Source organism: Kosakonia sp. BYX6 (assembly GCF_038449125.1).
GTDB lineage: Bacteria > Pseudomonadota > Gammaproteobacteria > Enterobacterales > Enterobacteriaceae > Kosakonia > Kosakonia calanthes.
The window spans coordinates 331,027-344,207 of the sequence record NZ_CP151800.1 but is presented as its reverse complement, the minus strand read 5'-3'; the positions used below and the strand labels follow the sequence as shown (position 1 = coordinate 344,207).

At 57.9% G+C, this 13,181-nt stretch carries 12 protein-coding genes; 8 read left to right on the top strand and 4 right to left on the bottom strand.

Annotation, left to right across the window (positions count from 1 at the left end; genetic code table 11):
- The 3 genes from arnA to arnB are packed head-to-tail and all read right to left on the bottom strand — an operon-like array spanning window position 1 to window position 4,098.
- The gene (gene arnA, locus AAEY27_RS01410; protein WP_342323186.1) at window positions 1-1,980 is read right to left on the bottom strand and encodes a bifunctional UDP-4-amino-4-deoxy-L-arabinose formyltransferase/UDP-glucuronic acid oxidase ArnA; all 1,980 of its coding nucleotides are present in this window, start codon (window positions 1,978-1,980) and stop codon (window positions 1-3) included.
- Complete coding sequence (arnC, locus tag AAEY27_RS01405; RefSeq protein ID WP_342325428.1) at window positions 1,977-2,960, bottom strand: undecaprenyl-phosphate 4-deoxy-4-formamido-L-arabinose transferase; 984 nt, start codon at window positions 2,958-2,960, stop codon at window positions 1,977-1,979. Before arnC ends, arnA begins: the two co-directional genes overlap by 4 nt.
- A gap of 1 nt (window position 2,961) precedes the next feature.
- A complete protein-coding gene (gene arnB, locus AAEY27_RS01400) occupies window positions 2,962-4,098 on the bottom strand; it encodes a UDP-4-amino-4-deoxy-L-arabinose aminotransferase (protein ID WP_342323185.1) in 1,137 nt (378 codons plus the stop codon).
- Window positions 4,099-4,744: 646 nt separating this feature from the next.
- On the opposite strand from arnB, the gene nikA reads away from it, so the two are divergent.
- From nikA to nikR, 6 genes are read left to right on the top strand one after another with little or no spacing between them, the layout of a single operon-like run.
- Complete coding sequence (gene nikA, locus AAEY27_RS01395; protein WP_342323184.1) at window positions 4,745-6,316, top strand: nickel ABC transporter substrate-binding protein; 1,572 nt, start codon at window positions 4,745-4,747, stop codon at window positions 6,314-6,316.
- A complete protein-coding gene (nikB, locus tag AAEY27_RS01390; RefSeq protein ID WP_342323183.1) occupies window positions 6,313-7,254 on the top strand; it encodes a nickel ABC transporter permease subunit NikB in 942 nt (313 codons plus the stop codon). The genes nikA and nikB overlap by 4 nt, the downstream gene beginning before the upstream one ends.
- Window positions 7,254-8,087 (top strand): nickel ABC transporter permease subunit NikC, encoded by an 834-nt coding sequence (gene nikC, locus AAEY27_RS01385; RefSeq protein ID WP_342323182.1) that lies wholly within the window; start codon window positions 7,254-7,256, stop codon window positions 8,085-8,087. The genes nikB and nikC overlap by 1 nt, the downstream gene beginning before the upstream one ends.
- Window positions 8,087-8,851 (top strand): nickel import ATP-binding protein NikD, encoded by a 765-nt coding sequence (nikD, locus tag AAEY27_RS01380; protein WP_342323181.1) that lies wholly within the window; start codon window positions 8,087-8,089, stop codon window positions 8,849-8,851. The genes nikC and nikD overlap by 1 nt, the downstream gene beginning before the upstream one ends.
- Window positions 8,848-9,633, top strand: coding sequence for a nickel import ATP-binding protein NikE (gene nikE, locus AAEY27_RS01375; protein WP_342323180.1), 786 nt, complete (start codon window positions 8,848-8,850; stop codon window positions 9,631-9,633). The genes nikD and nikE overlap by 4 nt, the downstream gene beginning before the upstream one ends.
- On the top strand, window positions 9,621-10,022 hold the full coding sequence (nikR, locus tag AAEY27_RS01370; RefSeq protein ID WP_342323179.1) for a nickel-responsive transcriptional regulator NikR: 402 nt from the start codon (window positions 9,621-9,623) through the stop codon (window positions 10,020-10,022). Before nikE ends, nikR begins: the two co-directional genes overlap by 13 nt.
- Before the next feature lie 2 nt (window positions 10,023-10,024).
- Here the strand turns inward: nikR and AAEY27_RS01365 are convergent, their stop codons facing one another.
- Complete coding sequence (locus tag AAEY27_RS01365) at window positions 10,025-11,116, bottom strand: iron-containing alcohol dehydrogenase family protein (protein WP_342323178.1); 1,092 nt, start codon at window positions 11,114-11,116, stop codon at window positions 10,025-10,027.
- A gap of 200 nt (window positions 11,117-11,316) precedes the next feature.
- Between AAEY27_RS01365 and AAEY27_RS01360 the strand changes: the two genes are divergently transcribed.
- A complete protein-coding gene (locus AAEY27_RS01360; RefSeq protein WP_342323177.1) occupies window positions 11,317-12,111 on the top strand; it encodes an SDR family NAD(P)-dependent oxidoreductase in 795 nt (264 codons plus the stop codon).
- A gap of 44 nt (window positions 12,112-12,155) precedes the next feature.
- Window positions 12,156-13,148: an alpha/beta fold hydrolase gene (locus tag AAEY27_RS01355; protein ID WP_342323176.1), complete on the top strand. Its 993-nt coding sequence runs from the start codon at window positions 12,156-12,158 to the stop codon at window positions 13,146-13,148.
- The last annotated feature ends 33 nt before the right edge of the window (window positions 13,149-13,181 follow it).

Below are 13,181 nucleotides of genomic sequence, written 5' to 3'. Positions count from 1 at the left end.
TTATTTCTCGTCCGTTAGTTCAACCGTGCGCAGGAAGAAATCCAGCGTCTCATCAATGGTCTGGCACATATTGACCGTCGGTTCCCAGTGCAGGCAGCGTTTGGCGTTGCGAATGCTCGGTTTGCGGTGCTCCACATCCTGGTACCCTTTGCCGTAGTAACTGCTGCTTTCCACTTCGCGAAAGCCGGCAAACGGCGGGAAACGGTCGCGCAGCGGGTGGCGTTCAAAACTCGCCAGCAGCATTTCCGCCAGCTCTTTAATGCTGGCTTCGTTGTCCGGGTTACCAATATTGATAATCTGCCCGTCGCAGCGCCCTTCTTTGTTTTCGATGATGCGATACAGCGCTTCAATTCCGTCGCTAATGTCGGTAAAGCAGCGTTTTTGTTTGCCGCCTTCAATCAGCTTGATCGGCGAACCTTCCACCAGATTGAGGATCAACTGGGTGATGGCGCGTGAGCTACCGATGCGCGCGGCATTCAGGTTATCGAGCCGCGGCCCCATCCAGTTAAATGGGCGAAACAGCGTAAAGCGTAGCCCCTCTTTCTCGCCATAGGCCCAAATCACGCGGTCGAGGAGCTGTTTTGACACCGAATAGATCCAGCGCTGTTTGTTAATCGGCCCGACAACCAGATTGGAGTGATCCTCGTCGAACACCTTGTCGGTGCACATGCCATACACTTCCGAGGTCGACGGGAAAATGATGCGTTTGTGGTATTTCACGCAGTCACGGATGATTTTCAGGTTCTCTTCGAAATCCAGTTCGAACACGCGCAGCGGGTTGCGGGTGTATTCGATTGGCGTGGCGATCGCCACCAGCGGCAGCACCACGTCGCATTTCTTGATGTGATACTCAATCCATTCGGAATGGATACTGATATCGCCTTCGACAAAGTGAAAACGCGGGCAATCGAGGAAACGGCTGATCGCGTCAGCGCCAATATCCAAGCCGTAAATTTCGTAGTTATCATCGCGCAGCAGGCGTTCGGTTAAATGGTTGCCGATAAACCCGTTCACGCCGAGGATCAACACGCGCGTGCGGCGTTTCACCGCGACAATCGGTTTGCTGGTCAGCAACGCGCCAGCCACCAACCCCAGCGATTGCGCCAGTTGCGCGCCCTGCATATAGACGCCGTTTTCCGCCTGCCCGGTTAGAATTTCCAGCGCCCCTTCGCCGCAGGCCACCCGCAGCGGGGCAACGGAAAGCACCGTTCCGGCACGCGCGGGCACCACATCGCTGCATACGCGAGATTTCCAGACAATGAATTTATGCGCACCGGCAAAGCCGAACGCCCCCGGCCACGGATCGGAAACCGCGCGCACCAGGTTTTGCAGCGTCTGCGCCGGTTTTTCCCAATCCAAGCGGCCATCTTCCGGCGTCCGGCGACCGACGTAGCTGGCGTGGCGCTCATCCTGCGCGGTTTCACTGAACGTCTGCGCGTGAATGGCCGGTAAGGCGCTTTCCAGCAGGGTTTTCGCGCTTTCGCCGAGTTTGCGGTGCAGCGACAGCGCATCATCGTTTTCCGTAATGGCGACACGCTGTTGTGCGACAATCGCGCCGGCGTCGGCGCGGGCAATCATGCGGTGCAGCGTGACGCCGGTTTCCGTTTCGCCATTGACCAGCACCCAGTTTAGCGGCGCGCGCCCACGGTAAGCGGGCAGCAGCGAGCCGTGCAGGTTAAAGGCGCCCACGCGGGCGGTGTTGAGGATGTTGTCGCACAGCACGTTGCGGTAATAGAAGGAGAAAATCACATCCGCTTTCAGCTCGCGAATTCTATCGACCCATAACGGATGGTTAACGTCTTCCGGTGCATACACCGGAATGCCGCGCTCAGCGGCAATGCGCGCCACCGAGCCGAAAAAGTGGTTCTCATTGACGCTGTCGGGATGGGTAAAAATCGCCGCAATCTCAAAACCAGCATCCAGTAATGCCTGTGTGCCGACACAGCCCATATCGTGATAAGCAAAGACAACGGCTTTCATGGGTTCTTTTCCTCTTGCGAAACAGTCTGTTCCTGGCGAACAACACGTTGAATAAAATAGCGAGGGCGCGCGCGGACATCGTTATAGATACGCCCGATATACTCGCCAAGCAGCCCCATGCCGATAAACTGCGCGCCGATAAAGGTGAACAGAATGGCGAAGAGCATAAACACCCCTTCCCCTGCCCACTGCGCGCCAAACGCCAGGCGCAGCACCACCAACAGCACCGACAGCGAAAAGCCCAGCAGCGCGATAACGCTGCCGAACACACTCAGTAAACGCAGCGGCGTGGTGGTCAGGCAGGTCACCAGGTCGTACATCAGGTTAATCAGGCGCATAAAGCTGTATTTGGAATCGCCGAACTCGCGCTCGGCGTGTTGCACCGGGATCTCAACCGCTTTGCGGGCGAAGGTATTGGCGAGGATCGGAATAAAGGTGCTGCGTTCGTGGCAGTGCAGCATGGCATCGACAATATGGCGGCGATAGGCGCGCAGCATGCAGCCGTAATCGCCCATCGCTTTGCCAGTGGTACGTTGAATCAGGCGATTGACGGTGCGCGAAGCCATTTTGCGAAACAGGCTGTCCCGGCGGTTTTGCCGCACGGTGCCCACCACGTCATAGCCTTCGTTGGCTTTGGCCACCAGCCGGGGGATCTCTTCCGGCGGGTTTTGCAAATCCGCATCCAGCGTAATGATCAGATCGCCCGTGACGTGATTAAACCCGGCCATAATTGCCGAATGTTGCCCATAGTTGCGGTTCAACATCACCGCGACGATATGGCTGCCGGGCTGCTCCGCCGCTTCCGTTAACAGTTGCGCGGAGTCGTCGCTGCTGCCGTCATCTACCAGCAGGATTTCGTATTCCACGGCAAGCTGCTCGCAGCTTGCCGTGGTGCGACGAATCAACTCAGGCAGACTCTCCTGTTCGTTATAAACCGGGATCACCACAGAGACTTTTTCTACAGGCGGTAAAGTAAACATGTCAGTGCCCTGCAATTTGCTTAAGTGCAGTAATGACGCGGGTTGTGTCGTCATGGGTCATATCCGGGAAAAGCGGCAGCGAACAGATACGCGCACTGTTCCACTCCGTATGGGGTAAAGAGACGGGGAAGCGTTCGCGGTAGTATTTTTGCGTATGTACCGCGCGAAAATGCAGGCCAGTACCGATGCCCTGCGCTTTCAGGTTTTCCATCAATGCGTCGCGAGACAGGCCGCAGCGCTGTTCATCGACGCGAATAATAAACAGATGCCAGGCGTGCTGATGCGCCCAGGCGGGCAGCGCCAGCGGCTGAAACGGCGTATCCGCCAGTTCCTGTAAATAACGTTGGGCGATGTCGTGACGCCGGGCGTTGGCCGCAGGCAGTTTTTCGAGCTGAACCAACGCGATGGCGGCATTGATATCGGCGAGGTTGTATTTGAAACCCGGCGAGATCACTTCGGCCTGTGGCGCGCGGCCGTGGCTCTGTCTGTCAAAAGCATCGACGCCAAGACCGTGAAATTTCAGGCTGCGAATGCGGTTCGCCAGCTGCTCGTCGTCCGTCACTACCAGCCCGCCTTCGGCGCAGGTCATGTTTTTGATCGCGTGGAAGGAGAAAATGGCGGTGCCGCGTGCACCAACGTGCTGGCCTTTGTAGTACGTCCCCGCCGCATGTGCAGCATCTTCAATCACCGCAATGCCGTGCTTTTCACCGATAGCACGAATGGCATCGAGATCCGCCGGAGCGCCCGCGTAATGCACCGGCACGATCGCTTTGGTGCGCGGCGTGATCGCCGCTTCAATCGCTTCGGGCGTAACCATCAAGGTGTCGTTGTCGACATCGATCATCACCGGCGTCGCGCCCAGCAGCACGATCATGTTGAGCGTGGAAACCCAGGTCATTGACGGTGTGATCACTTCATCACCGGCGCCAATGCCGAGCGCCATTAATGTCACGTGCATGCCGCCAGTCGCCGAGCTCACGGCAATGGCGTGGCGGTTGCCGGTCAATGAACAAAATGCGGCTTCCAGTGCCTGATTTTTCGGGCCGGTGGTGATCCACCCAGAAGCCAGCACCTGCTGAATGGCGGCGAATTCTTCATCCCCCATCGACGGGCGTGAGAACGGTAAAAAATCACTCATCATTTTTCCTTGGCGTCATTGACGCATTAACGGATCGCCACGCGGTTACGCAGTGGCCTGTGAGTAAAATGGCGGATGGAAGTTAAACAAAAATATAATGAATGCGCTTTTCCCGAATTTATCTTCAATGAAAGCGGGCGTGTGAATATTAGCAATTAAATATTAGGACAAGATTAAGAAAAGGGAAAAACCGGGAATTTCAGGATTAAATAAAAGTCATATTAAACAATCAATTAACTTTATTACGATGATTCTTATGATGTGAGCGATGTCAAAAAAATGCAATAAACCGCGCTGTTTGAGTGTTGGTAACGGCATTAACCGTGTTAATTAAACGGCGCGACAACGAACACCAAAAAAAGTAATGAGTTTGTGCAATTATTATTTCATTTTGGCAGTGAGAATATATTTAAGCACGTGACGTATTTATGACAAATTCAGTAGAACGCTTAACGTTAATACCCTGGTAACGCAGGCAATCACTCTGTTTATATTCTTATCACCCTCCGGCGTTTATCCGTTTTGCAACAAAATGCCAATTCCCTACTAATCACATGCCTTTTGATCCAGAACATACCATTCGTATGATGAATAATTAAAATCGTCATACTTTTCTCGCTACCGACGTTTCGTCAGGAAGCCTAACGTGTCTTGTTACCGTAAAGCTGGCGCTCTGCTGCTGCTCTGCGCATCGTTGGCCGTTTCTGCGGCCCCGCAAACCCTCACCACCGCCTGGCCAGTCAATGTTGGCCCGCTCAATCCGCATCTCTACACGCCGAATCAAATGTTCGCGCAAAGCATGGTTTACGAACCGCTGGTGAAATACCAGGCCGACGGCAGCGTAAAACCCTGGCTGGCAACCCGCTGGAAACACTCAGAGGACGGCAAAACCTGGGTGTTTACCCTGCGCGACGGGGTGCAGTTTTCCAACGGCGAGCCGTTTAACGCCCAGGCCGCCGCAGAAAACTTCCGCGCCGTACTGGATAATCGCCCGCGCCACGCCTGGCTGGAACTGGCAAACCAGATAACCGACGTCAAAGCCTTAAGCCCCAACGCATTACAAATCACCCTCAAAAGCGCCTACTACCCTTTCCTGCAAGAACTCGCCCTGCCCCGCCCGTTTCGCTTTATCGCCCCGTCGCAGTTTAAAAACCACGAAACCAAAAACGGCATTGTTGCACCGATTGGCACCGGGCCGTGGGTGTTGCAGGAATCGCGCCTCAACCAATATGACGTGATGGTACGCAATGAACACTACTGGGGCGAAAAACCGGCGATCGGCAAAGTGGTGATCAACGTGATCCCCGATCCCACCAGCCGCGCGGTGGCGTTTGAAACCGGCGATATCGATCTGCTGTACGGCAACGAAGGGCTACTGACGCTGGATACATTTGCCCGCTACAGCCAGAACCCGGCCTGGCACACGCAGCTTTCCGCACCGGTGGAAACAGTGATGCTGGCGCTCAACTCTGCCCGCGCGCCCACCAATGAGCAGGCGGTACGCGAAGCGCTGAATTACGCGGTGGATAAAAAAACGCTGATTGACGGTGCGCTGTATGGCACGCAACACGTCGCCGACACGCTGTTCGCCCCGAGCGTGCCTTACGCCAACATTGGCCTGAAAGCCCGCCAGTACAATCCCGCGCAGGCAAAAGCGTTGTTAGATAGCGCGGGCTGGACGTTGCCGGCCGGAAAAACCATCCGCGAAAAAGCCGGTAAACCGCTGCATATCGAACTGGCGTTTACCGGCACCGACGCGCTCAGCAAATCGATGGCGGAAATTATTCAGGCCGACCTGCGCCAGATCGGTGTAGATATTGCGCTGGTCGGCGAAGAGGAGAGCAGCATTTACGCCCGCCAGCGCGATGGGCGTTTCGGCATGATCTTCAACCGCACCTGGGGCGCGCCGTACGATCCGCATGCGTTTATGAGTTCAATGCGCGTACCGTCTCACGCCGATTATCAGGCGCAACTGGGTTTGCCGGACAAGGCGCTTATCGACAAAGAGATTGGCGAGGTGCTGACCACCCGCGATGAAACCGCGCGCCAGGCGCTGTACCGCGACATTCTCACCCGGCTGCACAATGACGCGGTTTATCTGCCAATCAGTTATGTCTCAACAATGGTGGTCGCAAAACCGCAACTGGGGACGATCCCGTTTGCGCCGATTGCCTCGGAGATCCCGTTTGATCAGATAACCCCGGACGCAGCGCCATGAGCCGCTATTTCTTCAAGCGCTTGCTGTTGCTGATCCCGATGATCTTCGCCGCTTCGGTGGTGATTTTCCTGCTGCTGCGCCTCGGCGCGGGGGATCCGGCGATGGACTATCTACGGCTTTCCAACCTGCCGCCAACGCCAGACATGATTGCCGCAACGCGTGTGCAACTTGGTCTCGATCAACCGCTGATCGACCAATACGCCCACTGGTTGTGGCGCGCGCTGCATCTGGATTTCGGCATCTCGTATGCCACACAACGCCCGGTACTCGACGATGTGCTGCATTTCTTGCCCGCCACCCTGCAACTGGCGGGCGCGGCGTTAGTGCTGATCCTGCTGACGTCGGTGCCGCTGGGGATTTGGGCGGCGCGTCACCGCGACGGGCTGCCGGATTTCCTGGTGCGCGCGGTGGCGTTTCTCGGCGTGTCGATGCCTAATTTCTGGCTGGCTTTTCTGCTGGTGATGTTTTTCTCGGTGCACCTGCACTGGCTGCCCGCGCTGGGTTACGGCGGCTGGCAACATCTGATTTTACCCGCCGTGTCGATTGCATTTATGTCGCTGGCCATCAACGCCCGCCTGCTGCGCGCCAGCATGCTGGAAGCCGCCGGGCAACGCCATGTCACCTGGGCGCGGCTGCGCGGTTTAAGCGAGAAACAGACCGAACGGCACCACATTTTGCGCAACGCCTCACTGCCGGTGATCACCGCGCTGGGGATGCACATTGGCGAGCTGATTGGCGGCACGATGATCATCGAAAGCATCTTCGCGTGGCCGGGCATCGGCCGCTATGCCGTGTCGGCCATCTTCAACCGCGACTACCCGGTTATCCAGTGTTTCACGCTGGTAATGGTGATGGTGTTTGTGCTCTGCAATTTGATTGTCGATCTGCTCAGCGCCGCGCTCGATCCGCGCATTCGCCACCATGAAGGAGCGCACTGATGCACTTTTTTAAATCCGCGCGCTGGCCGGTGCGTTTCGCGCTGCTGATTTTGCTATTACTGCTGGTGATTGCACTCACCTGCCAGTGGTGGACGCCGTTTGATCCGCAGGCCATTGATTTGCCCGCGCGCCTGTTACCGCCCGGCAGCGAACACTGGCTCGGCACCGATCACCTCGGGCGCGATATCTTTTCCCGGCTTTTGGCGGCGACCCGCGTGTCGCTCGGTTCAGTGATGATTTGCCTGTTGCTGGTGCTGGCGCTGGGGCTCACCGCCGGCGGCTGCGCCGGGTTGCTCGGCGGTCGCGTTGACCAGGCGATCATGCGCGTCGCCGATGTGTTTATGACCTTTCCCACCTCGATCCTGTCGTTTTTTATGGTCGGTGTGCTCGGCACCGGGCTGACCAATGTGATTATCGCGATCGCCCTTTCCCACTGGGCCTGGTACGCGCGCATGGTGCGAAGCCTCGTAATTTCCCTGCGTAGCCGCGAGTACGTGCTGGCGGCGCGCTTAAGCGGTGCGAGTTATGTGCAGGTGTTTCGCGACCATCTGGCGGGTGCGGTGGTGCCTTCGCTGCTGGTGCTGGCGACACTCGACATCGGCCATATGATGCTGCACGTCGCGGGGATGTCGTTTCTCGGGCTGGGTGTGGCTGCGCCAACGCCGGAGTGGGGCGTGATGATCAACGACGCGCGGCAATACATCTGGACGCAGCCGCTGCAAATGCTCTGGCCGGGGCTGGCGCTGTTCATCAGCGTGATGGCGTTTAACCAGGTGGGCGATGCCCTGCGCGACCATCTTGACCCTCATCTGGCAACGGAGCACGCCCACTGATGCCCGCACAACTGAGCCTTGAAAGTCTCTCCCTGCATGCCGAAAGGCCGCTGGTGCAGGATGTCTCACTAACCTTGCAACGCGGGCGCGTACTGGCGCTGGTCGGCGGTAGCGGCAGCGGGAAATCGCTGACCTGCGCGGCGGCGCTCGGCGTGCTGCCGCCAGGCGTGCGGCAAACGGCGGGGCGCATTCTCATCGACCATCAACCGGTTTCCCCGCAGGTGCTTCGCGGCGTGACGGTGGCAACGGTGATGCAAAACCCGCGCAGCGCCTTTAACCCGCTGCGCACGATGGCGGCGCACGCGCGCGAAACCTGCCAGGCGCTGGGCAAACCGGCCGATGACAAAACGCTTATCGCCGCGCTGCACAGCGTCGGGCTGGATGACGCGAAACGCATACTCGGCCTGTATCCGTTCGAGATGAGCGGCGGCATGCTGCAACGGATGATGATTGCACTGGCATTACTCAGCGATGCGCCGTTTATTGTCGCCGACGAACCGACTACCGATCTGGACGCCGTCGCGCAGGCAAAAATCCTCGATTTGCTGGAAACCATCGTGCATGAGCGCCAGCCCGGCATGCTGCTGGTGACCCACGATATGGGCGTAGTGGCGCGTCTGGCGGATGACGTAGCGGTGATGGATAACGGGCGCATTATCGAGCGCGGCGCGGTCGAGGCACTGTTCAACGCGCCGCAACACCCGCTGACTCGCCAACTTGTGGCAGCGCATTTGGCGCTATACGGCATGGAGCTTGCGCAATGAACATTCTGACGGTTGACGGCGTTTCTCACGCTTACCACCAGCAACCGGTGCTGGATAACATTTCTTTGGCGCTGAAAAGCGGTGAAAGCGTGGCGCTGCTTGGGCGTAGCGGCTGCGGGAAAAGCACACTGGCGCGTCTGCTGGTTGGGCTGGAATCCCCCAACGAAGGCACGATTAGCTGGCAGGGTACGCTGCTTTCGCACCTGAAATCCGATGCCCGCAAAGCCTTTCGCCGCGATATTCAACTGGTGTTTCAGGATCCGGTGAGCGCGGTGAACCCGCGCATGACGGTGCGCGAGATCCTGCGCGAACCGCTGCGCCACTTGCTCACGCTGCCCCGGGCGGAGCAAGACAACCGCATTGCGCAGTTACTTGATGAGGTGGAACTGGAAAGCGCCTTGCTGGATAAGCGCCCGCCGCAGTTGAGCGGCGGCCAATTGCAGCGCGTTTGCCTTGCGCGGGCGCTGGCGGTGGAACCGACGCTGCTTATTCTCGACGAAGCGGTTTCCAGCCTCGATCTGCTGTTGCAGGCCGGGGTAATCAACCTGCTCAAGCGCCTGCAACAGCGCTCCGGCGTGGCGTGCCTGTTTATCACTCACGATTTACGTCTGGTTGAGCGCTTTTGCCAGCGGGTGATGGTGATGGAAAACGGCACGCTCGTCGAAACGCGGGATGTCACTTCCCCGCTGCGTTTTACCTCGGCGGCGGGGCAAACGCTGCAACAGGCGGTTCTGCCCGCCTTCCCTTCACAACGCATAAGGACACCGCGATGCAACGCGTAACCATTACGCTCGACGATGAGCTACTCGCTACGCTGGATGACCTCAGCCAACGGCGCGGCTACCACAACCGTTCGGAAGCGCTGCGCGATATTTTGCGCGGCGCACTGGCGCAGGAATCAACCCAGGACAGTGAGAAGCAAGGCTACGCCGTGCTGTCGTATGTGTATGAGCATGAGAAGCGCGACCTGGCGAGCCGGATTGTCGCGACGCAGCACCACCATCACGACGTATCCGTTGCCACCTTGCATGTGCACATCAGCCACAATGACTGCCTGGAGATCGCCGTGTTGAAAGGCAACATGGGCGACGTGCAGCATTTTGCCGATGACGTTATCGCCCAGCGCGGCGTGCGCCACGGCCACTTGCAGTGCCTGACGACAGAGGAGTAGCGCTACACCGCAAAGCGGGTAGTGAAAAATTGTTCTGTCTGGCGCAGCGCCCGCTCAATGCGTGCCGGTTCCAGCGGGAACGGCAAATGCTCGGCTGCCGCGCGCGGAAAGGTGATACTGCGCGCCACCGCCTGAATCACGGCGAGACGAATCTCTTTCAGCGGTGCCAGCGTGAGCGGCGCATCGTATTGGCGCAGCAACGCCAGCAGCGTTTCGTCCGGCGTATCGCTGTCATTTTCCAGAAACGACTGAACTAACAAGCTGTAGCCGACCCGCTCGCCGTGCAGCCAGTCGCGCAATGCGGGCTCATAGGTCAGGCGATTGTGTATGGCATGCGCCACGCCGGGTGTGGGGATTTCGCCGCGAATGCTGTTCGCCATTCCGGCGAGGGCAATATTGGCATCAATCACATTCACCAGCGCGTCGGTCACGGTGTGCGCCTGATTATCCAACACCGCTTGCGCGCCGTGCTTTTCATACACATCGACCGCAAGGCGCGCGGTGTGTACTTTCAATTGCAGCGCCAGGTTATGCGGCGTGTGTTGTAAATAGGGGCGGAACTCGTACCATTTCGCCAGCGCATCGACAATGCCCGCTTTCAAATAACGCACATCGCTTTGCGCGATAATTTCGCTGTCCACCAGCACCCGTTTTGGCAGCGTGTTCAGCGGCTGGCTGCGGATTTGCCCGCCCTCTTCGGTGTAAAACACCGCCAGCGGCGACCAGGCCGCGCAGGTCGACGCCACCGTCGGAAGGGTTATCGACTCCCCGCCGTCAATCACATCCGCCACCGCTTTGGCGGTGTCCAGCACCCTTCCTCCGCCAACACCGACAATAAACGTCGCCCCCAGTTTGCGCGCGCGTTTCGCGTAATGCGCCACGCGCGCGTCGGTACAGTAGCCGGTCATGATTTCCGTCTGCCATTTGATCCCGCTGGCGCGCAAGCTGCTCTCCAGCGCCGGATTCACCCGTGCCCAGGCCTGTGCGCTGGTAATAATCAAAATATGTTGCGTGAGCGACGAAATGTATTTCCCGGCGTCATGACGAATACCAGCGTGATGAAACCAGGTCTGCGGGGTGTGAATGGCGAGCATTGGCGAATCCCTGTTGCCGGAAGGAGAGTGTTTATCTTCCTGGCCCCGCCTGGCGCAGGGAAGTAATAAAATCAGCAAAGGAATGCCGGGAATGGCATAAGCCAGTGTCGCCGCGTTATTGCGCAATAATTGGCAACTTTCGCGTCGCGCATGTGCCAGGCTTAATGATTTGTTAAATCCATCAACTCAAGGAGCAGGCGATGAAGATTGATCTGAGCGGCAAAGTGGCGCTGGTGACCGCATCGACGGGCGGCATTGGTTTGGCGATTGCAACAGGGCTGGCGGAAAGCGGCGCAGAAGTGATTCTCAACGGGCGCAGCGAAGCGTCGGTAACGAAGGCGAAAGAGGCGCTGGCGAAGCAGGTGCCGGGCGCGAAAGTGCGCACCGCCATTGCCGATCTCGGCTCCGCGCAGGGCGTGGATGCGCTGCTGAAAGCCGCGTCGGACGCGGATATCCTGGTCAATAACGCCGGGATTTATGGCGCGAAAGACTTTTACGAGACCGACGATGCAACCTGGGAAAATTACTGGCAAACCAACGTCATGTCCGGGGTTCGCCTGGCGCGTGCGTTGCTGCCTAACTTGGTGAAAAAAGGCTGGGGACGCGTGGTGTTTATCTCTTCGGAATCCGCGCGCAATATTCCGGCGGATATGATTCATTATGGCGTGACCAAAACGGCGCAGCTTTCGCTGGCGCGCGGGTTGGCGAAGTATGTCGCCGGTAGCGGCGTAACGGTGAACAGTGTATTGCCTGGGCCAACGATGTCGGACGGTTTTGCCGCGATGATGCAAGAAGAAATCGACAAAACCGGCAAGTCGCTGGAAACGGTGGCGAAAGCGTTTGTGATGGCGAACCGACCAAGTTCGGTTATCCAGCGTGCCGCCACGGTTGAGGAAGTGGCGAATATGGTGGTGTATGTCTGCTCGAAACAGGCATCGGCGACGTCTGGCGCTGCGCTGCGCGTGGATGGCGGTGTGGTGGACGATATCGTCTGACCCGGTTGCTGCCCGCTCGCCGGGCAGCCTGTTAAGGAGAGATTATGCGACGTTCCGTTGGCCGTTTTTTGCTGCTTTCCCTGCTATTGACCGGCGCGGCGCATGCGGCGGGTTATGGCGAACAACTGGAAGGTTTCCATTACCCATGGCCGGTTAAACACATCGATTTTCAGTCACAACAGCAGCCCCTAAGCATGGGGTATATGGATATTCAGGCCGATAAACCCAATGGTAAAACCGCCGTGCTGCTGCATGGCAAAAACTTTTGCGCCGCGACCTGGGAGAGCACCATCACCGCGCTGCACAACGCCGGTTACCGGGTGATTGCTCCCGATCAAATCGGCTTTTGTACCTCGACAAAGCCCACGCATTACCAATACAGCTTCCAGCAACTCGCCCAAAATACGCATCAACTGCTGTCGCAGCTTGGCGTGAAAAAAGCGGTGATTATCGGCCACTCCACCGGCGGCATGTTGGCGACGCGCTATGCGCTGATGTACCCGCAGGAGACGCAAAAGCTGGTGCTGGTCAACCCGATCGGGCTGGAAGACTGGAAAGCGAAAGGCGTGCCGTATCGTAATGTGGATGAGTGGTATCAACGCGAGCTGAAAACCACAGCGAAAAGCATCAAGGCCTATGAGCAAAAGACCTATTACATGGGCCAATGGAAACCGGAATACGATAAATGGGTGGAGATGCTGGCGGGGTTAAACAGCGGGCCGGGCAAACAGCGTGTGGCCTGGAACTCGGCGCTGATCTACGAAATGATCTATACCCAGCCGGTGGTTTATGAATTCAAGGACTTGCGCGTGCCGACCACGCTGTTTATCGGCACTGGCGATACCACCGCGCCCGGCAGCGACAGCGCGCCGCCGGAAGTGAAAAAAGCGGTCGGCAACTATCAGGTTCTTGGCAAAGAAGCGGCCAAACTGATCCCTAACGCCCGGCTGGTTGAGTTCGACGGGTTGGGCCATGCGCCGCAGATGCAGGACCCGGTGAAATTCCACCAGGCGTTGCTCGACGATCTCGCGAAGTAAACGGTTTGCCGGAAGTCTTTATTGGGCTTCCGG